Source organism: Bradyrhizobium sp. 18BD (assembly GCF_054185225.1).
The window spans coordinates 1-23,502 of the sequence record NZ_JAVAYL010000013.1; the positions used below are offsets into that span (position 1 = coordinate 1).

28 protein-coding genes and 1 riboswitch are annotated in these 23,502 nt (G+C 64.7%); of the genes, 12 read left to right on the plus strand and 16 right to left on the minus strand.

Translation table 11 applies throughout. The annotated features are described in order from the left end of the window. Positions 1–695: 695 nt before the first annotated feature. Together RAD16_RS22945 and pdxH are read right to left on the minus strand one after the other, a co-directional pair. Positions 696–1,448 (minus strand): SDR family NAD(P)-dependent oxidoreductase, encoded by a 753-nt coding sequence (locus tag RAD16_RS22945; protein WP_458160124.1) that lies wholly within the window; start codon positions 1,446–1,448, stop codon positions 696–698. Between the two features lie 27 nt (positions 1,449–1,475). Beyond that, entirely contained in the window at positions 1,476–2,117 is a 642-nt protein-coding gene (pdxH, locus tag RAD16_RS22950; protein WP_326904193.1) for a pyridoxamine 5'-phosphate oxidase, read from the minus strand. 113 nt (positions 2,118–2,230) lie between these two features. Between pdxH and RAD16_RS22955 the strand changes: the two genes are divergently transcribed. Both RAD16_RS22955 and RAD16_RS22960 read left to right on the plus strand, forming a co-directional pair. Beyond that, positions 2,231–2,638, plus strand: coding sequence for an RT0821/Lpp0805 family surface protein (locus RAD16_RS22955; protein ID WP_458160125.1), 408 nt, complete (start codon positions 2,231–2,233; stop codon positions 2,636–2,638). A gap of 109 nt (positions 2,639–2,747) precedes the next feature. Further along, positions 2,748–3,722: a DnaJ C-terminal domain-containing protein gene (locus RAD16_RS22960; protein WP_458160126.1), complete on the plus strand. Its 975-nt coding sequence runs from the start codon at positions 2,748–2,750 to the stop codon at positions 3,720–3,722. Between the two features lie 318 nt (positions 3,723–4,040). Here the strand turns inward: RAD16_RS22960 and RAD16_RS22965 are convergent, their stop codons facing one another. Together RAD16_RS22965 and RAD16_RS22970 are read right to left on the minus strand one after the other, a co-directional pair. Then, complete coding sequence (locus RAD16_RS22965; protein ID WP_458160127.1) at positions 4,041–4,814, minus strand: anti-sigma factor family protein; 774 nt, start codon at positions 4,812–4,814, stop codon at positions 4,041–4,043. Between the two features lie 106 nt (positions 4,815–4,920). After that, on the minus strand, positions 4,921–5,409 hold the full coding sequence (locus RAD16_RS22970) for a sigma-70 family RNA polymerase sigma factor (protein ID WP_011085414.1): 489 nt from the start codon (positions 5,407–5,409) through the stop codon (positions 4,921–4,923). A 172-nt stretch (positions 5,410–5,581) separates the two neighbouring features. On the opposite strand from RAD16_RS22970, the gene fabI reads away from it, so the two are divergent. From fabI to RAD16_RS22990, 4 genes are all read left to right on the plus strand, one after another. Then, positions 5,582–6,409 carry an enoyl-ACP reductase FabI gene (gene fabI / locus RAD16_RS22975; RefSeq protein WP_458160128.1) on the plus strand — a complete coding sequence of 276 codons (828 nt, stop codon included), beginning with the start codon at positions 5,582–5,584 and terminating at the stop codon, positions 6,407–6,409. 13 nt (positions 6,410–6,422) lie between these two features. Further along, positions 6,423–7,022, plus strand: coding sequence for a histidine phosphatase family protein (locus tag RAD16_RS22980; RefSeq protein WP_458160129.1), 600 nt, complete (start codon positions 6,423–6,425; stop codon positions 7,020–7,022). A 109-nt stretch (positions 7,023–7,131) separates the two neighbouring features. Continuing rightward, positions 7,132–8,220: a chorismate synthase gene (gene aroC, locus RAD16_RS22985; RefSeq protein ID WP_458160130.1), complete on the plus strand. Its 1,089-nt coding sequence runs from the start codon at positions 7,132–7,134 to the stop codon at positions 8,218–8,220. Between the two features lie 143 nt (positions 8,221–8,363). Beyond that, a complete protein-coding gene (locus RAD16_RS22990) occupies positions 8,364–9,554 on the plus strand; it encodes an adenylate/guanylate cyclase domain-containing protein (RefSeq protein WP_458160131.1) in 1,191 nt (396 codons plus the stop codon). Between the two features lie 99 nt (positions 9,555–9,653). On the opposite strand, the gene RAD16_RS22995 is transcribed toward RAD16_RS22990, so the two are convergent. Further along, a complete protein-coding gene (locus tag RAD16_RS22995) occupies positions 9,654–9,941 on the minus strand; it encodes a hypothetical protein (RefSeq protein ID WP_458160132.1) in 288 nt (95 codons plus the stop codon). Between RAD16_RS22995 and RAD16_RS23000 the strand changes: the two genes are divergently transcribed. The 3 genes from RAD16_RS23000 to RAD16_RS23010 all read left to right on the plus strand — a co-directional run bounded on the left by RAD16_RS23000 (position 9,940) and on the right by RAD16_RS23010 (position 11,701). Beyond that, positions 9,940–10,065 carry a hypothetical protein gene (locus tag RAD16_RS23000; protein ID WP_458160133.1) on the plus strand — a complete coding sequence of 42 codons (126 nt, stop codon included), beginning with the start codon at positions 9,940–9,942 and terminating at the stop codon, positions 10,063–10,065. The two genes, RAD16_RS22995 and RAD16_RS23000, sit on opposite strands and share 2 nt — an antisense overlap. Positions 10,066–10,199: 134 nt before the next feature. Continuing rightward, positions 10,200–10,478, plus strand: coding sequence for a hypothetical protein (locus RAD16_RS23005; RefSeq protein ID WP_458160134.1), 279 nt, complete (start codon positions 10,200–10,202; stop codon positions 10,476–10,478). Between the two features lie 26 nt (positions 10,479–10,504). Beyond that, a complete protein-coding gene (locus RAD16_RS23010) occupies positions 10,505–11,701 on the plus strand; it encodes a radical SAM protein (protein ID WP_458160135.1) in 1,197 nt (398 codons plus the stop codon). Here the strand turns inward: RAD16_RS23010 and RAD16_RS23015 are convergent. From RAD16_RS23015 to leuC, 3 genes are read right to left on the minus strand one after another with little or no spacing between them, the layout of a single operon-like run. Continuing rightward, positions 11,695–13,017, minus strand: coding sequence for a 2-hydroxycarboxylate transporter family protein (locus RAD16_RS23015; RefSeq protein ID WP_458160136.1), 1,323 nt, complete (start codon positions 13,015–13,017; stop codon positions 11,695–11,697). The genes RAD16_RS23010 and RAD16_RS23015 overlap by 7 nt on opposite strands. Positions 13,018–13,072: 55 nt before the next feature. Beyond that, positions 13,073–13,675: a 3-isopropylmalate dehydratase small subunit gene (gene leuD / locus RAD16_RS23020; RefSeq protein ID WP_458160137.1), complete on the minus strand. Its 603-nt coding sequence runs from the start codon at positions 13,673–13,675 to the stop codon at positions 13,073–13,075. Then, positions 13,672–15,096: a 3-isopropylmalate dehydratase large subunit gene (leuC, locus tag RAD16_RS23025; protein WP_458160138.1), complete on the minus strand. Its 1,425-nt coding sequence runs from the start codon at positions 15,094–15,096 to the stop codon at positions 13,672–13,674. Before leuC ends, leuD begins: the two co-directional genes overlap by 4 nt. A gap of 112 nt (positions 15,097–15,208) precedes the next feature. Here leuC and RAD16_RS23030 point away from each other — a divergent pair, with 112 nt between their 5' ends. Next, positions 15,209–16,180, plus strand: a complete 972-nt coding sequence (locus RAD16_RS23030; protein WP_458160139.1) for a LysR family transcriptional regulator — start codon at positions 15,209–15,211, stop codon at positions 16,178–16,180. Positions 16,181–16,192: 12 nt separating this feature from the next. On the opposite strand, the gene RAD16_RS23035 is transcribed toward RAD16_RS23030, so the two are convergent. From RAD16_RS23035 to RAD16_RS23060, 6 genes are all read right to left on the minus strand, one after another. After that, positions 16,193–17,053: a hypothetical protein gene (locus tag RAD16_RS23035; RefSeq protein WP_458160140.1), complete on the minus strand. Its 861-nt coding sequence runs from the start codon at positions 17,051–17,053 to the stop codon at positions 16,193–16,195. Between the two features lie 80 nt (positions 17,054–17,133). Continuing rightward, positions 17,134–17,439: an ATP-dependent Clp protease adapter ClpS gene (gene clpS, locus RAD16_RS23040; RefSeq protein WP_458160141.1), complete on the minus strand. Its 306-nt coding sequence runs from the start codon at positions 17,437–17,439 to the stop codon at positions 17,134–17,136. Between the two features lie 43 nt (positions 17,440–17,482). Then, positions 17,483–17,824 (minus strand): DUF190 domain-containing protein, encoded by a 342-nt coding sequence (locus RAD16_RS23045; RefSeq protein ID WP_458160142.1) that lies wholly within the window; start codon positions 17,822–17,824, stop codon positions 17,483–17,485. Between the two features lie 2 nt (positions 17,825–17,826). Continuing rightward, positions 17,827–18,255: a fluoride efflux transporter CrcB gene (gene crcB, locus RAD16_RS23050; protein ID WP_458160143.1), complete on the minus strand. Its 429-nt coding sequence runs from the start codon at positions 18,253–18,255 to the stop codon at positions 17,827–17,829. 6 nt (positions 18,256–18,261) lie between these two features. Then, the gene (gene crcB / locus RAD16_RS23055; protein ID WP_458160144.1) at positions 18,262–18,651 is read right to left on the minus strand and encodes a fluoride efflux transporter CrcB; all 390 of its coding nucleotides are present in this window, start codon (positions 18,649–18,651) and stop codon (positions 18,262–18,264) included. A gap of 19 nt (positions 18,652–18,670) precedes the next feature. Beyond that, on the minus strand, positions 18,671–19,882 hold the full coding sequence (locus tag RAD16_RS23060) for an MFS transporter (RefSeq protein ID WP_458160145.1): 1,212 nt from the start codon (positions 19,880–19,882) through the stop codon (positions 18,671–18,673). Between the two features lie 120 nt (positions 19,883–20,002). Beyond that, positions 20,003–20,081, minus strand: a riboswitch (Fluoride riboswitch). Between the two features lie 259 nt (positions 20,082–20,340). On the opposite strand from RAD16_RS23060, the gene RAD16_RS23065 reads away from it, so the two are divergent. Beyond that, a complete protein-coding gene (locus RAD16_RS23065; protein WP_458160146.1) occupies positions 20,341–21,204 on the plus strand; it encodes a DUF1194 domain-containing protein in 864 nt (287 codons plus the stop codon). Positions 21,205–21,237: 33 nt separating this feature from the next. On the opposite strand, the gene RAD16_RS23070 is transcribed toward RAD16_RS23065, so the two are convergent. Then, positions 21,238–22,011 (minus strand): enoyl-CoA hydratase/isomerase family protein, encoded by a 774-nt coding sequence (locus RAD16_RS23070; protein WP_458160147.1) that lies wholly within the window; start codon positions 22,009–22,011, stop codon positions 21,238–21,240. 321 nt (positions 22,012–22,332) lie between these two features. Further along, positions 22,333–22,974, minus strand: coding sequence for a carboxymuconolactone decarboxylase family protein (locus RAD16_RS23075; RefSeq protein WP_458160148.1), 642 nt, complete (start codon positions 22,972–22,974; stop codon positions 22,333–22,335). Positions 22,975–23,108: 134 nt separating this feature from the next. On the opposite strand from RAD16_RS23075, the gene RAD16_RS23080 reads away from it, so the two are divergent. Continuing rightward, complete coding sequence (locus RAD16_RS23080; RefSeq protein ID WP_458160149.1) at positions 23,109–23,492, plus strand: bleomycin resistance protein; 384 nt, start codon at positions 23,109–23,111, stop codon at positions 23,490–23,492. The last annotated feature ends 10 nt before the right edge of the window (positions 23,493–23,502 follow it).

Consider the following 23,502-nt stretch of genomic DNA (forward strand, 5'->3'; position numbering starts at 1 on the left):
GTGGATGCGGCAGTCGCGTCAACCGGCGCAGTGCCGGCGACTTTCGCGAGGGCGAGGGAGGCCAAAGGGAATTCGGCTCCCGGGAGACCACGGCATAAGCCGTCCAACCATCGCGCAGGGAAGGCCGAGTGATTGGCTACACCTGTATGCTGCTGTGCGGTCTCTTTGCGCTACCTTTCGCGCAGCGGACCGCGGGTGCCAGCCGGCACCCGGCCTTCCCTGCGCCCTCTTGGTCAAGAGGGTGGAGTGACCAAGCAAAGCTCGGGCGAAGTGAGCCGCGAGAGCGAGAAGGTGTGCCTTTGTTGAACCGCGCACAATTCTATGACCGTCACCCCCGCGCAATGGCGAAGCCATTGTCGCTGGAGGTGCGCGCTCTGCGGCGCATCGCGCCGGAGAGTAAGCCTCGAAGGGCGACAGCCCGGCTGCATCTCGGCCGTACATCCTTCGAGGCTCCCGATGGGGCGCGCTCCGCGCCCCATCACTCGCACCTCCAGCGACAACGGCTTCGCCGTTGCGCGGGGATGACGGAGCTAGTGATGTCGTCATTGCGAGGAGCGAAGCGACGAAGCAATCCAGAATCTTTCCACGGACAGACTCTGGATTGCTTCGCTGCGCTCGCAATGACGATGGGGAGAGAGCTACGCATGACACTCCGCTCGCGTGCCCTGATATGGCCGCGCAACGACGCGTGCGGATCACACGTGCTGGCCGCCGTTGATGTGGATCTCGGCGCCGTTGACGTAGGAGCTGGTGTCCGTGCACAGCACGTAGATGATCTTGGCGACCTCGTCGGGGGTGCCGAGGCGGTGCATCGGGATCTGCTGCTCGACGATCTTCTCGGTGCCCGGCGACAGGATCGAGGTGTCGATCTCGCCCGGCGCGATCGCGTTGACGCGGACGCCGACGCGGCCGAAGTCGGAGGCCATCTCGCGCGTCAGCGATGCGAGCGCCGCCTTCGAGGTGGCATAGGCCGCGCCGGCGAAGGGATGCACGCGCGAGCCCGCGATCGAGGTGACGTTCACGACCGAGCCCCTGGCCGCCTTCAATTCCGAGATCAATCCGCGCGCGATCATGATCGGCGCGAAGAAGTTGACGTGGAAGACGTGCGTCCAGGTGTCGAGGTCGGTGTCGACCGAGCCGAGGCGGCTGCCGCCCGGGCCCTTGGGCGAGATCGCGGCGTTGTTGACCAGCGCGTGCAGCACGCCGCCTTCGAGGCGGTTGCGGATTTCAGAGATCGCGCGCGTGGTATCCTGGGGATTGCCGAGATCGACCTGGATGTGATCCTCGGGGCCCGCGTCCCACGGACAGTCCTCGGGGAAGGGATGCCGCGAGCAGGTGATGACGCGCCAGCCCGCCGACGAGAAGCGGATCACGGTGGCGTGGCCGATGCCGCGGCTCGCTCCGGTCAGGAGCAGCGTGCGGCGCGGCGCATTGGACGAATGCGGCATGGACATCTTTCAGGTCGGCCTAGAGCTTTAAGGGTACATCCGCGTCTTGGACCATGGTTGGCCGGCCGCGTCACGGCGAAATTCGATGCGGTCGTGCAGGCGGAATGGGCGATCATGCCAGAACTCGATCCGCGAGGGGATGATGCGCCAGCCGCTCCAGCCCGGCGGCCGTGGCACCTCGCCGATGACGTGCCTGGCCGCGACCTTGGCGATCGCCTGCTCGAAGGCGAAGCGGCTCTCCAGCTCCTGCGACTGCTTGCTGGCCCAGGCGCCGATCTGGGCCTGCTTCGGTCGCGTCGCGAAATAGGCGTCGGCCTCGGCGTCGGTCACCGGCGTCACGTTGCCGCGGATGCGGACCTGACGGCGCAGCGACTTCCAGTGAAAAAGTAAAGCGGCCTTAGGATTTGCGGCGAGTTCGCGGCCCTTCTGGCTGGCGATGTGGCTGTAGAAGACAAAACCCTCGGTATCGAAGCCCTTCATCAGCACCATGCGCACGTCAGGCAGCCCGTCGGGATCGACGGTTGCGAGCGCCATGGCGTTCGGATCGTTCGGCTCGCTCTTGATGGCCTCGTTCAGCCAGGCCTCGAACAGCGCAAAAGGCTCGTCGGCGGCGGTGAAATCACCGGATGTTAAGGGTGTCTGGTGTTTCATCGAGGTCGTGTCGGTCATGTCTGGAGTCCGAGTTGCGTCCCGCGGCCCAAAACGCGTTGTTGTCCGCTACCGCCCTATATAGGGCATGGGAACGCGTTGGCCTATCGGCGATGCGGCCGTCCGGCCTTGTCATGACGATGATTGTGATCGGGCTCGCGACCTGCGGCTGCAGCTTTTCCCGCGGTGACAAGACGGCCTACGCCAAGGCCGAGGACACCGACCTCACCGGCTCGATCGCGATGCTGGCGAAGGACGCCGCTCCGACCGAGACCGATCTCGCCTTCGCCCGCAATGCCGCCTCCGACGTACTGAGCAAGGGCGACAAGGATTCCAGCCAGCACTGGGAAAATCCGGAAACCGGGGCGCGCGGCTCGGTGACGCCGATCGCCCAGTCCTATGCGGCCGAGGACGGCCGCAAATGCCGCGATTTCCTCGCGAGCTACGTCAACGGGGCGACCGAAAGCTGGCTCCAGGGCGCCGGATGCCAAAGCAGCCGTGGCCGTTGGGAGATTCATACGCTAAAGCCGTGGCGTAGCTAGGAATCGCTCCGGGATACTAGTTGCAAAAATGCCACTCCGACCCCACATGGTTTGCAGGTGGGGTGGGGAGCCCTTTAAACAATTCGATTCTTTGAAGGAGACGTGACGGATGCGCGACCCCTATGAGGTCTTGGGGGTGCCGCGGAGCGCCAACGCTGCCGCGATCAAGAGCGCCTATCGCAGGCTGGCCAAGAAGCATCATCCCGACAGCAACAAGGATGACCCCAAGGCCGCCGAGCGCTTCTCCGAGATCAATTCGGCCAACGAGATCATCGGCGACGAGGACAAGCGCAAGCAGTTCGACCGCGGCGAGATCGACGCCGAGGGCAAGCCGCGCTTCCAGGGCTTTCCGGGCGGCGGCGGCCCGCGCGGTCGCGCGGGTGCGGGTCCCGGCGGGTTCGAGAGCTATTCGTTCCGCAGTGGCGGTCCGGGCGGTGGTGGTCCGGGCGCGGGCGCGTTCGAGGACATCCTCAATAGCATGTTCGGTGGCGGGATGCGCGGTGCGCGACCCGGGGCCGGCAGCGCCGGCCAGTTCGAATTCGACACCGGCGGGATCGGTCTCGATCTCGACGTCAATGTCGCCATGTCCGTCTCGCTCGAAGAATCGGTCAAGGGCGGCGAGAAGCGCGTCCGGCTGCCGAACGGCAAGGAGCTCAACGTCAAGATTCCGGCCGGTGTCGTCGAGGGCCAGCAGATTCGTTTGCGGGGGCAGGGCGAGAGCGCCCAGGGCCATCCGCCGGGCGATCTCCTGATCACCATCAGCGTCACGCCGCACCCGTATTTCAAGGTCGAAGGCGCTGACTTGCGAATCGACCTGCCGGTCACGCTTTACGAGGCGGTGCTCGGCGGCAAGGTCCGCGTGCCCACCCTGGGCAACGCGGTCGAGCTCTCGGTCCCGAAAAACACCTCCAGCGGCCGGACCTTCCGACTCAAAGGCAAGGGCTTGCCGAAATCTGGTGGAACCGGGGATCTCTTCGTCACCATCAGGATTATGCTACCGGACGGGAACGACGCCGAGCTTGAAGCATTGATGGAGAAGTGGCGGGACCAACACCCCTACAACCCGCGTAGCGGGCTGGGTTAAGGCGAGATCGAACTGAAGGGGCTCTCCTAGAGGCTATGAGCATCTCCGAGCAGGATGATGCTCATCATATGCTTGAGGCGTGGTAGCGCTTCACGGACTCGACGTGTCGGCTGTCCGGCGGGGCAGCCGACAAAAAGGTGCGGCCTCGAGAGGGGGACCAGCGCGGTACCAAAAACCCCAATCGAGGCCGCCCGCGTCGATCGGCGGATCGAACGCTGCTCATATTCGCGTGAACACCCGGTGCGATAATGAGACGCACACATGTCTTGATTCCAAATTTTCAATGACGGAATCGAGGCACCGCGTTTGTGCAGTTGTCTAGCCGCCGTTTTTCTCTGCCTGGTCGTACACGGCTTGCGCCACCTTGGTCAGCCTGTCGCGATCGGCACCGCCGCCGCTGACGACGTAGCCGACGCCGCGCTCGGCCCAGAACAGCGCGCCGTCCTTGTCGGTCTTCGCGTATCGCATTTGCGTTGCACCATTCTCGGTCTTGGCGGTGTAGATCGTATAGCGCTCGCCCGAGGCGCCCTCATACATCAGGAACGACGCCGGTCCGCTCGGCCCCGGCAGCAGCCGGCCGCCGACCAGCTTCAGCCCGCTCGCCTCCAGATTCGGTGCGAACACGGTCCAGCCGCAGCGCCGGGTCAGCCAGGCCTGGAGGTGGTCGCGCTCGTTGCCGCCGACCTCGACGGGGTGGCGGACCTCGACGACATAGAGGCGGTGGGCGTCGAGCGCGTCCGCCGTGAAGCTCTGGAAGGTCGAGGGTGCGTTGGCGGCGCCATGCGCCACCCAGCCGGCCGTGCCGCCGGCGACGAAGGCCACCAGCACGGCGGCGGCCGCGCCATAGAACCATTGCCGCGGACGGCGCTCCAGCCGCTCCAGCTCCAGCCGGGCCGGCACCGGCTCCTGCACGACCGAATCGTAGCGGGCGTGCAGCATCTCGGCCATGGCGCGCCAGGACTGCACCCGCTCGGCATCGTCAGGATGGGCGGCGAGCCAGGCCTCGACGTCAGCGCGGCGCTCGGCCGGCAGCTCGCCGTCGACATAGGCGTGCAGCTCGTCCTCGGTAATGGGAATATTACGGTCGTTCATATCGGTCGTCTCTGGCTCTGCGGCCCAAAAAATCCTACGCGGTTCAACTGCGCTGCTTCTCGCTCCATGCAGGGGAGGCGGCATGCGCGAGGCATCAATCCTGCCATCATTTCACCCGCCTGAGCGCCGGGCGCTCACCTTCCAGCGACGCTTTAACGTGTGCGCGGGCGCGCGCCAGTCGGGACATTACGGTGCCGATCGGCACGCCCTGGATGTCGGCGACCTCGCGGTAGCTCATGCCCTCCAGCATCACCAGCAGCAGCACCGAGCGCTGCTCCTCGACCAGTGTCGCGAGCGCCTTCTCGATGTCGCGTCCCTCGGCTTCGGTCCCGCTGGCATCGGGATTGTTCTCCGTCAGCTGCATGAATTGCGGCCGCCGTGCCAGCGAGCGCCGCCGGTTCTTGTTGAGGTTGGTCAGGATCGTATAGAGCCAGCTCCTGACGTCGCCTCCGAGAAACAAGCGCTCCGAGCGCAGCGCCCGCACCAATGTATCCTGCACCAGATCGTCGGCTGCATCCGCATCGCGCGTCAGCGCGCGGGCGTAGCGGCGCAACGCCGGGATCATGGCTTCCACACTCTGGCGAAACGCACTCATGCCGTGTTTGATGTCCTGCCGTTCGGCGCAAGCGCCACAATCATCATAACACCCGAATGGAACGGCTATTCCGGCCCTCGAAACAGCGTTAACGCCGCGTATTAGGGCTGTACCGCAAGGGAGGGCTGGTGTACCTCCAGACCTCAACGAGAGCTCGACGGGACGTTCAAAAATGGCGCAGAATTCAGGTCTGATGCAAGGACTGATGCAAGGCAAGCGCGGGGTGATCCTCGGCCTTGCCAACAACCGCTCGATCGCCTGGGGCATCGCCAAGGCATGCCACGCCGCCGGTGCCGAACTCGCCTTCACCTATCAGGGCGATGCGCTGAAGAAGCGCGTCGAGCCGCTCGCCGCAGAGATCGGCGGGCTCGTGCTCGGCCATTGCGACGTCACCGACGCTGCGACCATCGACGCGGCCTTCGCGGTGCTGCAGGAGAAGTGGGGCAAGATCGACTTCCTGGTGCACGCGATCGCCTATGGCGAGCAGCTCGACGGCCGCTATGTCGACACCACGCCGGAGAACTTTTCCAAGTCGATGCTGATCTCCTGCTATTCGTTCACGGCGGTGGCGCAGCGCGCCGAGAAGCTGATGACCGACGGCGGCTCGCTGATCACGCTCAGCTATTACGGCGCCGAGAAGTGGATGCCGCATTACAACGTGATGGGCGTGGCGAAGGCTGCGCTCGAGGCCAGCGTGCGCTATCTCGCCGCCGATCTCGGCGAGAAAAACATTCGCGTCAACGCGATCTCGGCCGGCCCGATCAAGACGCTCGCGGCATCCGGCATCGGCGACTTTCGCTATATCCTGAAGTGGAACGAGAACAACGCTCCGCTGCGGCGCAATGTCTCCACCGAAGACGTCGGCGGCAGCGCGCTGTATTTGCTCTCCGACCTGTCGCGTGGCGTCACCGGCGAGGTGCATCACGTCGATTCCGGCTATCACGTGCTCGGCATGAAGCGCCCCGACGCGCCGGACATCTCGTTCGGCAGCAAGGACTGACATCTCACTCGGAATGCCCGTGCCTACGATCTATTACCTCCGCCACGGCGAGACCGAGTGGAATGCACTCGGCAGGCTTCAGGGCACCAAGGACATTCCGCTGAACGCGCGCGGGCGCGGCCAGGCCGTGCAGGCCGGCGGCGTTCTCGCCGATCTCTTCAAGCGCAACGGCCGCGACAAGGCTGCGCTGCCCTATGTGTCGAGCCCGCTCGGCCGGGCGCGCCAGACCATGGAACTCGCGCGCGGCAAGCTCGAGCTGCCGGTGGCGGACTATGCGCTCGATGATCGCCTGCGCGAGATCGGTTATGGCGTCTGGGAAGGGCTGACGCTGGCCGAGAGCGAGGCGAAAGATCCTGAAATTTATGCCAGACGCCTCGCCGACAAATGGACCGTGGGGCCCGCGGGCGGGGAGACCTACGCCGATGTGCAGGTCCGCGTCCGCGCCTGGTATGATGAGCTCCGGACCGACATTGTCGCGGTCGCCCATGGTGGCACCTGCCGGGCCCTGATGGTCTCGCTCGGCCTCGAGACGCCCGCCAGCGCCGCCGAGCTCTATATCGAGCAGGGCACCGTCTACGTGTTCCGCGACGGCCGGCTGGAGAAGTATAGTTGAGGGCGGCGCAGCAGCCGGTCTCCGCTGTCATGTCGGGCTTGTCCCGGGCATTTGACCCTCTTTTCAGGGCGAGTTAAGTCAGCACTGACTTACCAGCCAGCGAGCAGCAATGTCCTTCAACACCTTCGGCCATATGTTCCGTGTCACCACCTTCGGCGAGAGCCACGGGGTGGCGATCGGCTGTGTGGTTGACGGCTGCCCGCCGATGATCCCGCTCACCGAGGCCGACATCCAGCGGGACCTCGACCGTCGCCGGCCGGGCCAGTCGCGTTTCACCACCCAGCGCCAGGAGCCGGACCAGGTCAAGATCCTGTCCGGCGTGATGGCGCATCCGGAGACCGGCGTGCAGGTGACGACGGGCACGCCGATCGGGCTCCTGATCGAGAACACCGACCAGCGCTCGAAGGACTATTCCGAGATCAAGGACAAGTTTCGCCCCGGTCACGCCGACTTCACCTATGAGGCGAAGTACGGCCTGCGCGACTATCGCGGCGGCGGCCGGTCATCGGCGCGCGAGACCGCGATGCGCGTCGCCGCCGGTGCGATCGCGCGAAAGGTGCTGCCCGACGTGAAGGTGCGCGGCGCGCTGGTGCAGATCGGCCCGCACAAGATCGACCGCGAGAAGTGGGACTGGGACGAGATCGCCAAAAATCCGTTCTTCTGCCCGGACAAGGACAAGGCCGCGTTCTTCGAGACCTATCTCGACGGCATCCGCAAGAGCGGCTCCTCGATCGGTGCGGTGCTCGAGATCGTTGCCGAGGGCGTGCCGGCAGGCCTGGGTGCACCGATCTACGCCAAGCTCGATTCCGATCTGGCCGGCGCGATGATGACCATCAACGCGGTGAAGGGTGTCGAGATCGGCGCCGGCTTTGGCGCCGCCGAACTCACCGGCGAGGAGAACGCCGACGAGATGCGCACCGGCAATGACGGCACGCGCTTTTTGTCCAATCACGCCGGCGGCGTTCTGGGCGGCATCTCCACCGGACAGCCGATCGTGGTGCGCTTTGCGGTTAAGCCGACCTCGTCGATCCTCCAGCCGCGTCTCACCGTCGATCGCAAGGGCGCCGACACCGAGATCTTCACCAAGGGCCGCCACGACCCCTGCGTCGGCATTCGTGCCGTCCCCGTCGGCGAAGCCATGATGGCCTGCGTGCTGGCTGACCACTTTTTGCGCGACCGCGGGCAGGTGGGGCGTTAGCGCGCGCATGATCCGGACCCGAAGGGCCGCGTGAGCGCAAAGTGTGAAGCTGTGTTCCGAACAGATCATGCGCGAACTATAATGTCGCGGTACCAGCTCACCGCGCAGCTTGACGATCGCACAACTTCGTCCGCAAATGGGGCATGGAAAATTCCGAGCTCCAGCGCATCACCAACTGGCTGATCGACGGCGCGAGGTCGTCGGGGACCCCGGCCGAGATGATTGCGGATGTCTGCGAACATCTGGTCGCAGCCGGTCTGCCGCTGTCGCGCTTCGGCATCTTCATCCGCACGCTGCATCCGGAAATCTTTGGCCGCAACTTCATCTGGCGGGAGGGCCAGGCAGTCGAGATCGGCACCGTCGATTTCGAGATTCTCGAGACCCCCGAATTCGCCAAGAGCCCGCTCCGGATCGTATTCGAGGAGGGGATCGAGGTCAGGGGGCGCATGGATGACCCCGATAGCAAGCGCTTTCCGTTCCTAGACGACATGCGCGCCGAGGGCGTCACCGACTACATCGCCGTGCCGATGCCGTTTCTCGACGGTTCGGTGCACGCGACGAGCTGGATCACGCGCGATCCCGGCGGATTCAGCGACGGCGACATCGCGGCAATCCGCTCGATCGTGACGCCGCTCGCGCGTGTGGCCGAGATCATCAGCCTGCGCCGCACCGCCGAGATGCTGCTCGACACCTATGTCGGCAACCGCGCCGGTGCGCGCATCCTCGGCGGCCAGATTCGCCGCGGCCACAACGACACCATGCAGGCCGCGATCTGGCTCTCGGATCTGCGCGGCTTCACCGCGTTGTCGGACCGCCTGCCGGCCGAGACCGTGGTCGAGATCCTCAACCATTATTTCGACTGCCAGGTCACTGCAATCCGCGGCCATGGCGGCGAGGTGCTGAAATTCATGGGCGACGGCCTGCTCGCGGTGTTTCCGATCGACGAGTATGTCGGCGATGCCGCGCATGTCTGCGCGCGCGTGCTCGAGGCCGCGCGCGAATCCCGCACCAGCGTCGAGGCGCTCGCATTTCCGGTCGGCCGCGTCATCGAGCGCTTCCGCTTCGGCGTAGCGCTGCATGTCGGCAACATCCTCTACGGCAATATCGGCGGCGGCAACCGGCTCGACTTCACCTGCATCGGCCCCGCCGTCAATCTGGCGGCACGGCTGGAGAAGATCGCCGGCCGGCTCGGCCGCACCGTCGTGGTCTCGGAAGTCTTTGCCAATGCCTGCCGCCACGACTGGCGCGAGCTCGGCGAATTTCCGATCGCGGGGTTTTCAAAGGCGCAGCGCGTCTATGGGCTCGCCGAGGAGACGGCGGTGGTGATGGCGTAGCTTGCAGGCCTAGATGCCAACGAAGAGCGTCAATTGAGCGACATCGTGGTCCGACCCGCGACCGAGCGGGATGCAGCAGTCATTGCCGACGTCCATGTATCAAGCTGGCGTGATGCGTATGCTCACATCCTCGCGCCGGAATTCCTGAACGGTGCCATCGAGGCCGACCGGCTTGCCCACTGGTCGGAGCGGCTCCGCGATCCTTCTGCGGTTCAATTGATCAAAGTGGCCGGCGACCCGGCCGGACTCGTGCAGGGATTCGCTTGCAGCTATTGCGATGTCGATCCTGTCTGGGGAAGTCTTGTGGACAATCTGCACGTTCGTCCGCAGGAGCGCGGGCAGCGGAGCAATTGGGCCAAGCTTGGTTCGCGCCACAGGGCCGCCCATGACCGTCGAATTCCGCCAGATCGAGATCGCCGACACCGATGCCTTTCGCGCCGCCGTCGATGTCGTTGCCCGCGAGCGCAAATACATCGCGCTGGTGGAGGCGCCGCCGCAGCCGGTTTGGTGAGGATCAACGGCCGCCCGCCCCGACACATTGCCGCAGCAATGGAAAAGGTATACTATTTATCGTTGCTCAGCCGGCTCGATATGCCGGCCTTTCGTTCGATCCCTGCATTGCGTCGCGAAAAGAGGAGCATAATCATGCCGATTACGACGCTGAAGGTCTTGGCAAGCCTCATCCAATTGCACGGGCCAGGCGCAACCATTCAGAGCGACCATCAGGGCATCGACGCGTTGCTCAACGATTTGCGTGGACAGGGCACGGAGCAGGGTGTCGTCTCCGACGACCCGGTCGCGACCCAGGCGGCTTTCAGACGAGGCGGTTTTGCCAAAGGTGCCAACGCAGGTGCCTTTCGCAGGGCGGCATACGCTCCGGGCGTGGGCGCGTTCCGCCGAGGCGGATTTGTTCGAGGCTACTAGTCTTTCCAGCCCGTCTTGGTATCGGCATGTCGGCTGACGATTCAGATCGTGTCGCCTTCCAGGATCAGCCGATCACGCAGTTGCTGGTCAAGGTCGCAACCAGATGCAACATCGACTGCTCCTATTGCTACTGGTTTCGCGACGCGTCCGTTTACAGCAAGCCGAAGCTGATGAGCTCCGAGGTTCGGCATCAATTGCTGCAACGCATCGAGGAGCACGTCGTCAGATATTCACTCGTCGATTTTCCCATCATTCTGCACGGTGGCGAACCATTGCTGTGGGGCGTCGAGAACTTCCACCGTTTTGCCGGGGCTTGCGATGCCATTTCATCGCGAACGGGCTGCGACATACCCATCGCGGTCACGACCAACGGCATATTGATTGATGAGGAATGGCTCGACTGCTTCGAGGCGCGCAACATTTCGGTTGCGATCAGCGTCGACGGGCCGGCCCACATTCACGACCTCCACCGCAAGACGTTTCAGGGTACGGGCACTCATGGCGCCGTCGAACGTGCCGTTCGCATGCTGGTATCGCGCAACATTGGCGTCATTGCTCTGGCTGTCTGCAATCCCGCCTACGCGCCGCAGGAATACACCGACTTTTTCGCCGCGTGCGGGATCTCCAACTACGACATCATGATCCCCGACGCGACGGTGGATGAGAGGCCGCCATCCATTGTCGCCTTCTACAAGGGACTGTTCGATCTGTGGCTGGCGGCAAATCGCACAACGCCGACGACCGATATCCGTATCATCTCGGATATGATCACCGCCCTGCTTGGCAACAATTCGCCGACCGAGGGCGTGGGTCACAAACCTGTCGAGCTATGCACGGTGATGACCGACGGCACCGTGGAGGCCCACGATGTGCTGCGGATTGCAGGCGACGGATTCACCAACACCAGGTTCAACATCTTCGATCATCCGATCGATGAGGTCAGGAATGAACCGCGCTGGAAAGCCGCCCGCGACGCCTCGATCAATCTTTGTGCGAAGTGTCGCCAGTGCAAGTTCATGAACGCCTGCGGAGGTGGCTATCTTCCGCATCGTTTCTCCAAGAAAAACGGATACGACAATCCTTCGGTCTATTGCGACGATCTCTATGCGATGTTCGAGAACATGCAATCCGTGCTGGACAGCCATCTCTATATCAGCAAGCCGGATGGAGCGCGCGTCAACGTGCGCGACACGCTGACGGGGGCTGCCGCTACGCCTCAATAGGCGACCTTCATCGCTAGCGTGGCAATCACGATCATGATGGCGCCGCCGACGCGGGTCGCGATCTGGGCGAAGGCCATCAGGCCCATGCGGTCCGCGGCACCGAGAATGGCGACGTCGCCGGTGCCGCCGAGGCCGGAATGACAGGCGGTCACGATCGCCGCCTCGACCGGGTACATGTTCAGCCATTTGCCGACGAAGAAGCCGGAGGCGACCATCGCCAGCACGGTCGTGGTGCAGACCGCGATATAGCCGGGATTGAACGACGCCACGAGCTGTTGCCACGACACCAGCAGCGTTCCCATCGCCACCAGGATCGCGAAGGTGAGGTTGGTCGACATGAACTTGTTGATCTGGTAGGCGCCGAGCTCCATCTCCGCCGGCAGCAGCTTTGTCAGCTTGAGCGCGACCGCCGCGACGATCATCAGGATCGGACCGGGAATGCCGGTATAGGGCGCGAGCACCATGCCGAGCACGAACAGCACACAGGACAGCACGATGCCGGCGCCGAGCAGGCCGAGATCGATCGGACGATCGGCTCGCGCCGGCCCCAGGATGTCGTTGTCGCCGGACTTGACCAGCATGCCCTGACCATTGAGCTCGCGCCTTTTCTCCCCGAGACGAGCGAGAAGTCCGGCCGCAACGATGGCGACGACGTTGCCGAGCAGGGCCGCGGGCACCATCTGTGCGACGAGCTCGGCTTGCGGCCGGTGCAACATCTCCGCATAGGCGATCGACAGCGGCAGCACGCCTTCGGCGAGGCCGCCGCCGATGATCGGGATGATCACGAAGAAGAGGGTCTCCTTCGGGCTGTGGCCGAACAGCAGCCCGACCGTGATGCCGACGGCGATCGCGCTGAGCGTCCCGATCAGCAGCGGCACGAACATCCGGATAAAGCCCTGCACCAGCACGCGATGGGGCATGCCGAGGATCGAGCCCGCGACGAGACAGGCGATGAAGAAGTACTGGAAGTTGGCGGTGCGGAACGTCGTCGTGATGGCCTTGAGCGCCGTCTCCGGCATCAGCCCGTAAGCGACCAGTGCGGCCGGTACGAACAGGCACAGGATGGCGGTGCCGCCGATTCGCTTCAGCACCGGGAAGGTCTGGCCGAGCTTGCCGAGCAGGAAGCCGAGCAGCATCAGCACCGAGAGCCCGCCGATCACGTCGTTGGGGAGCTTTCCGGTGTAGATCGCGACGACGCAGACCAGCGCAGCGGCAAGATAGACCGCGATCGGCAGCGGGCCGATCCTGAGCGCCGCCAGCGTGGACGACGGAGCGGGCTGCGCCGGCTCGTCGAGCTTCATGGTCGTGTCGGTCAAGATAGCCTCCCTCTGTCGCGTTATGATTGTTGGTCTGGTCGCGCAGTCACGCCGGTCAGAACCAGGGATTGTCCGCCCTGTGCCGCCGCTCAAAAGCACGGATGTCGTCGGCATGGACTAGCGTTGCGCTGATCGCGTCGCGCCCCGAGAGGAACGCCTCCTTGCGCGCAGGCTCGATCGCGAAGGGTACGGTGCCGCCGCCGTCGACGCGGATGGTTTGCTGCTCGAGGTCGATGGTGAGGCGATTGCTCGCCGGTTTCGCGACGATGTCGCCGATCATGCCGACCGTGGCAGCATCGAGGCTGATCGTGAGCAGGCCGTTGTTGGCGCAATTGTCGTTGAAGATACCGGCGAAGGTGGTGCCGATGAGGGCACGGATGCCAAGTTGCTGGAGTCCCCAGACGGCATGTTCGCGGCTCGATCCGCAGCCGAAATTCGGTCCCACGACGAGGAAGGCGGCGTCGCGATAGCCGTCCTTGTTCAGCACGAAGTCGGGGTTCGGCTTGCCCGCATTGAACCGCAGCAGGTGGAAGGCGCCGTCGCCGAGACCGCTGCGATCGACACCTTTCAGGAACATTTTCGGCATGATCACGTCGGTGTCGATATTGGGCGTCATCATCGGCGCCGCGGTGCCGGAGACACGGTGAAATGGCGTCATGGCGCGTCTCCTCCGATCAGGCTGCGGACGTCGGTGATGCGGCCGGTGACGGCTGCGGCCGCGACCATCGCGGGGCTCATCAGATGCGTGCGCGCGCCCGGTCCCTGACGGCCCTCGAAATTGCGGTTGGTCGAGGAGGCCGAGCGCTGGCCCGGCGCCAGCACGTCGTCGTTCATCGCAAGGCACATCGAGCAGCCGGACTGCCGCCATTCGACGCCTGCATCGATCAGGATTTGCGCGATCCCTTCCGCCTCCGCCTGCGCGCGGACCTGCGTCGATCCCGGCACGACGATGGCGCGAACGCCGGCCGCGACGTGGCGACCCCTGAAGATCTTTGCCGCATCGCGCAGATCCTCGATGCGCGCATTGGTGCAGGAGCCGATGAAGGCAAAATCGATCGGTACCGACTGGATCGGCGTTCCCGGCGCAAGGCCCATATAGGCGAGCGCGCGCGTCGCGGCCGCCTTGCTGTCCATGGCCGTGTTGCTGTCGGGATCGGGAATCCGATCGGTCACGGCGATGGCCTGGTCCGGGCTCGTGCCCCAGGTCACCAGTGGCGCGACCTCGCCGGCATCGAGCGTCATCTCGCGGTCGAAGCGGGCGTCGGGATCGGAGCTAAGCTGCAACCAGGCTTTGGCGGCGCGATCCCACATGTCGCCTTTGGGCGCGCGGGGCCTTCCCTCGAGATAGTCGAGCACCTTCTGATCGGGCGCGATGACGACACCGCGCGCACCGGCCTCGACGATCATGATCGACATCACGATGCGTCCCTCGACGCTCATTCCGGTTACGGCAGAGCCGGCGAACTCCACCGCATAGCCGGTGGCACCGTCCGCGCCGATGCGCCGGATGATCTCCATCACGATGTCCTTCGGTGTGACGCCGAGCGCAGGCCGCCCGGTCACGTTGATGCGCATCGTCTTCAGGCGGCGGTAACGCACCGTCGAGGTCGCGAGATAATGCTCGATGTCGGAGGTGCCGATGCCGTAGCCGAGCGCGCCGAAGGCGCCGTAGGCGGTGGTGTGGCTGTCGCCGGCGGCGATCACCATGCCGGGCATCACCAGCCCTTGCTCGGGCGCGACGACATGCTCGATGCCCTGGCGCGGGTCCAGGATGTCGAAATATTCGATGCCGAAGTCGCGCGCGTTGTCGGCGAAATAGTCGACCTGCCGCGCCGCATCGGTATCAGGCATCTGCCGCGTGCGGCGCGCCGCGGTCGGATTGACGTGGTCGACCACCATGAGCGCGGCGGACGGATTCCACACCTTGCGTCCAGCGGCGCGCAAGCCGGCAAAGGCCTGCGGGCTGGTATATTCGTTGAGCACGGTGCGATCGACATAGAGCAGCACCAGCCCGTCGTCGTCGAGCTTCCGCACCACATGCGCGTCGATGAGCTTGTCGTAGAGCGTGCGCCCAGACATTCCGCCTCCCAAAAGGAAATCTACTTTCAAGGAAGGTGCAGGCCGGGCTTCTGGAAATCTAATGTCACCTCATGATATGATTATGCAGGATTTGCATAAGCAGGGCGGGCCCATGGAAATCAACTGGCTGCACGATTTCATCGCGGTGGCGTCGACGCGCAGTTTTTCGCGCGCAGCCGAGCAGAGGAATTCCTCGCAGCCGGCGCTCAGCCGCCGGATCAAGGCGCTGGAGCTGTGGGCCGGGGCCGCGCTGTTCGAGCGTACGACGCACGCGGTGAGCCTCACCGCCGCGGGCGATGCGTTCCGCCTCACGGCGGAGGACATCATCCGCCGCCTCTCGGCCGGCCGGCTAGAGGCGCAGGAACTGGCGCGCGGCTCGTCCGACGTATTGAAATTCGCATCGACCAACGCGCTTTCGCTGACCTTCTTTCCGGACTGGCTGCGCGGCATCGAGACCGCGCTCTCCTTCGTGCCGAACGTGCAGCTTGTCGCCAACCACATGGAGGCGTGCGAGCGGATGTTGCTGGCGGGCGAGGTGCATTTCCTGCTCTGCCACCATCATCCCGCAACTGTCACGGCACTGACGACGTCGCAGTTCCGCTCGGCGCACGTCGGCGACGACTGCCTGATTCCGGCATCCGTGCCGGCGTCGCGATCAGGCAAGACCCCGCGCTTCAAGCTGCCGGGAACGGACGCCGCGCCGGTGCAGTTCCTGAGCTACCGTCTGGAATCCGGGATGGGAAAGATCCTCGACGCCGTTCGCTCGACGTCTCCGCTGCAAGCGCATCTGAAGCCCGCGTTCACCTCGCATCTCGCAAAGCTTCTCGTCACCATGGTGCAGGCCGGCCGCGGCATGGCCTGGCTGCCGGAGAGCCTGATCGCGGACCAGCTCGCATCGGGCGAGCTGGTGAAGGCGGGTGGACAGGAGTGGGAAATTCCGATCGAGATCCACGTGTTCCGGCCGAGATCGCGGCTGACGCCTGCGGCGGAGGCGTTCTGGCAGCACGTCCAGGGGCACCCGCCCGCGAGCATGGTACGCAAGCCGCCGCGCTCCCGTCGTCGCCGGGGCTCAAGGCTCGGCTAGCCGGCACGTCCGTCACTGCGATATTGGAATGTGGAGTGCAAAATGCGTCTTCATCTGACATGACGGGAATAAGCCTTCGACCAACCGCCCGCCGACCGGCGGAAATTGGGCTGTGGTGTCGTCCCTGAAATTGAACGCCATGTAGGACCAGTTCTTCACGGCATAGCGATCGTCGTCACGAACGATCATCAGCGCGTGGAACTGCTGCGTGAAATCGTCTGCCCCGCCAAACCACTTCGCATAAGCCCGCATCTTCCAGGAGGAGAGCTCGAACATCGAGGGCGCGTGATAGCCCAATCCCCTTTCATCCGGGAGAACGATGCAATAGGCGCGGCCGGCCGCGATCTGCTCCGCACGCACGATCGCAGCCGGGATGGTCACGAAGGAGGCAATGAGCGCGGCGACGGCTGCGTAGCGGACGCCGTAGATCGCCCCACGCTTCGTCTCAGGCCGGGCCCAACTGACTGGTATCGCAAGCAGGATGAGGATATCGGCGGAGGCCGCGTAGAAGCTGGCGACGGAGAGCACGAGGCCGGGATCAATCGCGAGTGCTTTCCTGCTCAGAAAGGGCAAGAGCGCCATAGCCGACGCCAGCAACAGGTGCAGGCAGATGGCCGTGTACAGCCATCGATAGTAGCGGGAGCCAAACCGGGCGGGAGCAAAGCTCCAGACGATCACCAGGACCGGTGAGAAGATGAAGATGGCGAGCGGCGCGATAAGTTCACGCCGGAGACCGGTCAAGATGCCGGTCTTGTTGCAGGTGTAGAAAAAGATCAGGGACAGTGTCGCGCCGAGGATGAAGTACAGCGTCGGTCTGACCCGCAGACGCGCGGGGCGCGATAGGGATTCGTGCGGTGCGGTATCGACGGTCACGCCCCTGATCGCCCCAATGCGAATGATGAAAGATCAGCCCTTCTCTAGCATCAGGTTCCGCGAAGAACGAGTGGCTAGCGCTATTCCTCCGGCTCCGTCGTGAACAGTAGCGGATAGCCCTTGGCGCGGCCGGCATCGGTGGCGCGCGTCGCCTTGGTCTCGGCCACGTCCTTGGTGAACACGGCGACCACGCAGGCGCCGAGCTTGTGCGCGGTGATCATCACCTTGTAGGCCTGATCCTCCGTCATGCGGAACTCCGCCTTCAGCACCATGGTGACGAATTCGCGCGGCGTGTAGTCGTCGTTGATCAGGATGACCTTGTGCAGCTTGGGCCGCTCGACCTTGGTCCTGGTCCTGGTTTTCGGCTTGGTGACGGTCTCGTTCATTCCGCCTCCCGGACTCGGCGGGTTCGGGTTTCCGCCGCGGCGATCAGCTCGCGGCTTTCGCACCATATTGCAGAACCTGCACCTTCTCCAAGGTGATGAGGCCGCTCGACATCATGCCATCCAGGATGGGCAGGAATGCGTTGATGTTGTCCTCGCTGTCGACGATCTCGATCAGCAGCGGCAGGTCCTCCGAGAGCCGCAGGATTTTCGAGGTGTGCAGCCGGCTCGACTTGCCGAAGCCGATCGGCCCGCGCAGCACGGTGGCCCCCGCAAGATGGCGCTCGCGCGCGGTCATCACGATCGCCTCATAGAGCGGCTTGCCGTCGTAATGGTCGCTCTCGCCGATGAAGATCCGCAGCAAAACGGCCTGATTGGGAATTTGCATGGTCAGCTCCTTTTCAAGCGGTTGATGCTGGTTGCCATCATATGCCCGAGCCAGACTGACACCAGCCAGCAGACGACGGAGGCCGCGATATAGGCCAGCGCCGTATATTTCATGCCGCCGTGGAACAGGCGGAAGGTCTCGAGGCTGAAGGTCGAGAAGGTGGTGTAGCCGCCGCAGAAGCCGGTCATGACGAATTGCCGGTGCTCGGGCCGCGCCAGCATGCGGCCATCCGGGCCGGTCAGCGTTGCATAGAAGCCGATGATCAGCGAGCCCGTGGCATTGATGAACAGCGTCGCGACGGGGAAGCCCGGCCCGGTGTCGAGCGCGATCCCGACCAGATAACGCGCCAGGCCGCCAATGATGCTGCCGGCAGCAACCCAGGCATAGAGCACCGCAGTGCGCCAGCGCTCGGCGGAGGAGGGAGAGTTCATCGGCCTCTATCCCCCAAGACTGTCAGCGAGGAGGAAGCCGCAACTGACGGCGGCAAGGCACAGCCCGACCGAGAACACGACATTGCCGAGCGCGTGCATCGGCTCGCCGGCACGGGCGAGCGTCAGCGTCTGCAGGCTGAACGAGGACACCGTGGTGTAGCAGCCGAGGAACCCGGTCACCGCGAACAGCCATGGATTGGGGGAGGCGAACAACGAGCCGGGATGGGTCGCCAGTGCGCCGAAGATGCCGATCAGGAAGGCGCCGGTGACGTTGATGGTCATGGTGCCCCATGGAAACGTCTCGCCCATCCGCCGCGCGATCGCGCCGGAGACGAAATAGCGCGAGCAGCCGCCCAGCACGCTGCCGACCACGATTGCGATCACTCCGCTCAACACGATGAATTATCCCCCACTTTCATTTGTCCTCCGCAGCCAGCCCGTTGCCGATCGCGAGCAGTCCCACCAGCGAGACCAGCGCGAAGCCGAGCCCGGCGAGGAACGTGCCGGTCGGGCCATAGGCGTCCCACAGCGCGCCGGCGATCACACTCGCGGCCAGCAGAGCAAGGCCCGTGAACAGGTTGAAATAGCCGAAGGCGGTGCCGCGCAGGCTCGGCGGCGCGGCGTCGGCGACCAGCGCCGAGAGCAGGCCTTGCGTTAGTCCCATATGCAGCCCCCACAGCACGACGCCGAGCGCGAGGCCGCCAAGGCTCGGCAGCAGTGCGAGTGCGAGATCGGCGCCGGCGAGCAAGACGAGGCCGAGCGCGAGCAGGCCGGTGCGGTTGATCCGGTCCGACAGCACGCCGGCCGGGTAGGCGGAGAGCGCGTAGGCGATGTTCATGAGCACCAGCACGGCCGGCACCCACATCGCATTGAGGCCGATGTTTTGCGCGCGCAGGATCAGGAAGGCTTCGCTGAAGCGCGCCAGCGTGAACACGACGCCAACAGCTACGACGCGCCAGTACACGGGTCCGAGTTGCCGCATCGCGGCGAGATTGAGCGGGTTTTTCGCGCGCTCCCGGCTCGGGTCCGGCTCCGGCTCGTTCACCGCGAACGCGATCAGTCCGAACGACAGGAAGGCCGGCAGCACAGCCACCCAGAACACGAGGGCGAAATTATCCGTGGTCCACCACATCAGGCCGATCGCCGCGAGCGGCCCGACGAAGGCGCCGACGGTGTCGAGCGATTGGCGCAGGCCGAAGCTCGCGCCGCGCAGGCCTGGGGGTGCGATATCGGCGATCAGCGCATCGCGCGGTGCACCGCGGATGCCCTTTCCGACGCGGTCGATGAAGCGCGCGGCCACCAGCCAGCCGACGCTGGGAGCGAGTGGGAACAGCGGCTTTGTCAGCGCGGCCAGCCCGTAGCCGAGGGCCGCGAGCAGCTTGCGGCGGCCAAGCCAATCCGACAGCGCGCCGGAGAAGATCTTCGTGATCGAGGCCGTCGCCTCAGCGATCCCCTCGATGAAGCCGACCGTGAGCGTGGAGGCGCCGAGCACGGTGACCAGATAGACCGGCAGCAGCGCGTGGATCATCTCCGAAGAGACGTCCATCAGCAGCGAGACGAAGCCGAGCACCCAGATCCCCCTGGGCAGCCCCGCATGCGCAGCCTTCTTCGGTGTCGTCGCAGTCACGCCTTCTCCTTCTTCCGGCCCGCTCGGCCTTCCCCTTGGCTTCTTGCAGGCAACAAAAAACCCGCCATCGGCGGGTTTGTCCATGCTCCCGCCAAAGGCAGAGGCTCAAAGATTGCCCCACCTCAAGCAGGAGCCATCAGCCCACTACGGTTCACAGGCCGCCGGGCGGTTATCGGGGGACTCCATCCCCATCTGTAGGATCAGCCTAGCATGGAAATCGTGCCCGACAAGTGGGCCGGGGAATGTCTCCACACGGCTCCTGTCATTCCGGAGTGAGGCGCCGCATCGATGACGGTGCGAGCCATCGCGCCTGTTCCAGCGGCGCAAGCGCGGCAATGCGGCGGCAGCTTTGTGCAAAGTGCGCAAATTCCTAACCTGAATGTGAAGCGCGAGCGATCTTCGCGCTTTGCGGCAAGCCGATTGCATGTCACCATCACGTCATACGACGGGAGACTGCGATGCGCTTGCTGTTCTCGATCGGGGCTGTGCTGGTGGCCGGCGTTCTCGCCGGGGGGGACGTCGCGGGCATCGCGGCACCAGGGCCGAAGTTTGAGCCGACCAAAAATCAGCCGCAGCGGCTCGCTGCCGACAAAGACGCTCAGTCGGTCGACGTCGAGCTGATCCTCGCGGTCGACGTCTCCTACTCCATGGACATGGACGAGCTCGCGATCCAACGCGAAGGCTACGCGCAGGCGATCCAGTCGAAGGAATTCTTGCAGGCGCTGAAGCTCGGTCCGAACGGCCGGATCGCGGTGACCTATTTCGAATGGGCCGCCTCCACCGACCAGAAAGTCATCATCCCCTGGCGTCTCGTCGACGGCCCCGAGACTGCGGATGCGGTCGCCGCCGAAATCATGAAGACGCCGATCCGGCGCGCCTCGCGCACCTCGATCTCCGGCGCGATCACCTTCGCGATGCCGCTGTTCGACGAGGATCCCTATCGCGGCTTGCGCCGCGTCATCGACATCTCCGGCGACGGTCCGAACAACAATGGCGGCCCGGTCACGGTGGCGCGCGACGCCGCGCTCGAGAAGGGCATCGTCATCAATGGCCTGCCGATCATGGTCAAGGAGCCGTCCTACTCGACCATGGATATCGACAATCTCGACTACTACTACGAGGACTGCGTCATTGGCGGCCCCGGCTCCTTCGTGATCTCGATCAAGGACCGCGAGAAGTTCAAGGAAGCGATCCGCACCAAACTCCTGATGGAGGTTGCGGGTCGCACGCCGGACCGCCCCGTGATGCGCGTTGCCGACAAGGAGCCGCGGATCAATTGCATGATCGGCGAGAAGATCTGGTCGGATCGCTGGGGGCGCTAGAGCGTTTTCGAGCGACGCGGGCTAGGCCGATCCTCACCAGTTCGGCGCCCGCTTCTCCACGAACGCCCTCAAACCTTCCTGCGCTTCATCCGAGGTCGCGACGTTGCAGAAATCGTCGACGGCGCTGGCAATGCTGCGCCGGTAGTCGAGATCGATCTGGCGCATGAAGGCGGCCCGGCCCATCCGGAGCACCGCGGCCGATTTGCCGGAAAATTGCGCCGCGAGCTTCAGGGTCTCGGCCTCGAGCTGGGCGTCTGCGACGACGCGGTTCACCACGCCGAGCTCGCGGGCCTCAGTCGCGCTGAAGACCCGGCCGGTGAACAACAGCTCGAAGGCGCGGTGGCGTCCGACGATGCGCGGCAGATGGGCGTAGTGGATCGCGGGAATGACGCCGACGTCGATCTCGGGATAGCCGAACGTCGCGCTCTCGGAGGCCAGCACGACGTCGCAGGACACCGCCATGGTCATGCCGCCGCCCCGCGCCGCGCCACCGACCGCGGCAATCGACGGTTTGCCGAGCCCATACTGGGCATCGTAGAGATTGATATAGAGCGCCTGGAGGAATTCGCGGATCTGCGCGCCGGACTTGCCGAGCAGGATGTCGAGGTCGAGCCCCGCCGAAAACCGCTTTGCAATGGCGCTCGCCAGCACGACCACGCGCGCATCGTCATCCTCGGCCGCGCGGCGGAGCGCTGCGACCACGGCACGGATGACCTCGAGGCTCAGCGCGTTGACAGGCGGACGGCGCAGCGTGATGCGGGCGATGCCGCCTGCGCACTCGTAAGTGACGGGATTGTCTGATGTCATGGGGGTCTCCATGCCTTAGGTGGTCAGAAGTTTCAGCTGCTGCACGATCTGATCGTCATTGCGAGCGCAGCGAAGCAATCCAGAGTCTTTCCGCGGAGGCAGTCTGGATTGCTTCGTCGCAAGTGCTCCTCGCAATGACGATGCTATCCAGTCCGTCATCCTGAGGTGCGAGTGGCGCGATGCGAAGCATCGCGCCGGCAGCCTCGAAGGATGCACGGCCCCGATGTTTCCGCTTGGCCACCAGCGGGGCCATCGCCCTTCGAGGGCCGCTGAAGAAGCGGCCACCTCAGGGTGACGGGGTGGAGGTGCGCTCGACGACAGCTACTTCGCGGCCAACGGTGGCAGCGGCGGCACGCTGTCGTTCGGCGCTTCGGCCTGCATCGTGATCAGCGTCATCGAGACCAGATCGTAATAGCCGATCAGGCCGATGATATCCATGATGCCGCGCTCGCCGAATTTCTGCTGCGCTGCGCGGTAGATGTCGTCGGACACTTTCTTGTCGCGATAGAGCGCCATCGCAAGGTCATAGAGCGCGGCCTCGTCATCCTTCATCGCCTGCGGCCGCACGCCGTTCGCGATATCCTTGGCGACCTGCGGGTCGAGGCCGGCCTTCATCGCGAGCGGATAATGTGCGAACCATTCGTATTGTGCGGTCCATTGCCGCGCGGTGATCAGGATGGCGAATTCGCTGAGGCGCGCCGGCAGCGACGAATTCCAGCGCAGATAGTCGGACATCGCCGAGAGCTTTGGCGCCAACTCGGGATTGCGGATATAGGCGCGGTAGGGCGGGTTGGTGAACTTGGCATTGCGCGGCGGCACCGCGATCGCATCCGCCCATTCCTTCTGCGGCGGCGTGAGCTCGTCCGGCTTCAGCGGAACGAAGCGGGTCGGCTCCGCAGCGCGGCCCGCTCCCGACAGCGTCACAGCGAACAGCGCGGCCAGCGCCAGGCCAAGATATTTCATCGTCATCCTCCCATGTCGGCGGACTCGCGCCGCCTTGTTCGCCGTGCAGCTTACGTTGCGAGGCGCAGCGTGCAAGGCCTCAGGAATGCATGCTAGACTGCGTGGCGGAGATTGCTTGCGACGGAGAGGGATCAATGACCGACGAACGGGCGATGATGGTGGGCTCTGCGTCCGTCTTCGTCGTCGCCGACATCGGCGCCAGCCTTGCTTATTACCGTGACGTGCTCGGCTTCGAGGTCACCTTCGAATACGGCCAGCCTCCGTCCTATGCCTGCCTCTGCCGGGACGAGGTCGGCCTGCATCTGCTCGCGGCGGCCGTAACGAAGCGGTCGGCCGGGCAGGGCGGCCTCTGCATCTTCGTTCGCGACGTTGACCAGCTCTATGCCGAGCTGTCGGCGCGCTGCGCCACGCTGCTCAACCGGCCGGAGGACCGCGACTACGGTACGCGCGATTTCGACGTCGTCGATGCCGACGGCAATCAGCTCACCTTCGGCATGGGGACGGACGCCGCGGCCTGATTTCGTCGGC

Excerpts from the sequence above, each read along its gene's own strand:
- leuC (WP_458160138.1), bottom strand. The coding sequence starts at position 15,096 with ATGTCTGGGCGCACGCTCTACGACAAGCTCATCGACGCGCATGTGGTG.
- RAD16_RS23030 (WP_458160139.1), top strand. The coding sequence starts at position 15,209 with ATGGAAATCAACTGGCTGCACGATTTCATCGCGGTGGCGTCGACGCGC.
- pdxH (WP_326904193.1), bottom strand. The coding sequence starts at position 2,117 with ATGACCGACACGACCTCGATGAAACACCAGACACCCTTAACATCCGGT.
- RAD16_RS23075 (WP_458160148.1), bottom strand. The coding sequence starts at position 22,974 with ATGAAATATCTTGGCCTGGCGCTGGCCGCGCTGTTCGCTGTGACGCTG.
- RAD16_RS23045 (WP_458160142.1), bottom strand. The coding sequence starts at position 17,824 with ATGCAAATTCCCAATCAGGCCGTTTTGCTGCGGATCTTCATCGGCGAG.
- RAD16_RS23070 (WP_458160147.1), bottom strand. The coding sequence starts at position 22,011 with ATGACATCAGACAATCCCGTCACTTACGAGTGCGCAGGCGGCATCGCC.
- clpS (WP_458160141.1), bottom strand. The coding sequence starts at position 17,439 with ATGAACGAGACCGTCACCAAGCCGAAAACCAGGACCAGGACCAAGGTC.
- RAD16_RS22980 (WP_458160129.1), top strand. The coding sequence starts at position 6,423 with ATGCCCGTGCCTACGATCTATTACCTCCGCCACGGCGAGACCGAGTGG.
- RAD16_RS23065 (WP_458160146.1), top strand. The coding sequence starts at position 20,341 with ATGCGCTTGCTGTTCTCGATCGGGGCTGTGCTGGTGGCCGGCGTTCTC.
- RAD16_RS22945 (WP_458160124.1), bottom strand. The coding sequence starts at position 1,448 with ATGCCGCATTCGTCCAATGCGCCGCGCCGCACGCTGCTCCTGACCGGA.
- RAD16_RS22955 (WP_458160125.1), top strand. The coding sequence starts at position 2,231 with ATGACGATGATTGTGATCGGGCTCGCGACCTGCGGCTGCAGCTTTTCC.
- RAD16_RS23080 (WP_458160149.1), top strand. The coding sequence starts at position 23,109 with ATGACCGACGAACGGGCGATGATGGTGGGCTCTGCGTCCGTCTTCGTC.
- leuD (WP_458160137.1), bottom strand. The coding sequence starts at position 13,675 with ATGACGCCATTTCACCGTGTCTCCGGCACCGCGGCGCCGATGATGACG.
- RAD16_RS22960 (WP_458160126.1), top strand. The coding sequence starts at position 2,748 with ATGCGCGACCCCTATGAGGTCTTGGGGGTGCCGCGGAGCGCCAACGCT.
- fabI (WP_458160128.1), top strand. The coding sequence starts at position 5,582 with ATGGCGCAGAATTCAGGTCTGATGCAAGGACTGATGCAAGGCAAGCGC.
- RAD16_RS22995 (WP_458160132.1), bottom strand. The coding sequence starts at position 9,941 with ATGGGCGGCCCTGTGGCGCGAACCAAGCTTGGCCCAATTGCTCCGCTG.
- RAD16_RS23010 (WP_458160135.1), top strand. The coding sequence starts at position 10,505 with ATGTCGGCTGACGATTCAGATCGTGTCGCCTTCCAGGATCAGCCGATC.
- aroC (WP_458160130.1), top strand. The coding sequence starts at position 7,132 with ATGTCCTTCAACACCTTCGGCCATATGTTCCGTGTCACCACCTTCGGC.
- RAD16_RS22965 (WP_458160127.1), bottom strand. The coding sequence starts at position 4,814 with ATGAACGACCGTAATATTCCCATTACCGAGGACGAGCTGCACGCCTAT.
- RAD16_RS22990 (WP_458160131.1), top strand. The coding sequence starts at position 8,364 with ATGGAAAATTCCGAGCTCCAGCGCATCACCAACTGGCTGATCGACGGC.
- RAD16_RS23005 (WP_458160134.1), top strand. The coding sequence starts at position 10,200 with ATGCCGATTACGACGCTGAAGGTCTTGGCAAGCCTCATCCAATTGCAC.
- RAD16_RS23000 (WP_458160133.1), top strand. The coding sequence starts at position 9,940 with ATGACCGTCGAATTCCGCCAGATCGAGATCGCCGACACCGATGCCTTT.
- RAD16_RS22970 (WP_011085414.1), bottom strand. The coding sequence starts at position 5,409 with ATGAGTGCGTTTCGCCAGAGTGTGGAAGCCATGATCCCGGCGTTGCGC.
- crcB (WP_458160143.1), bottom strand. The coding sequence starts at position 18,255 with ATGAACTCTCCCTCCTCCGCCGAGCGCTGGCGCACTGCGGTGCTCTAT.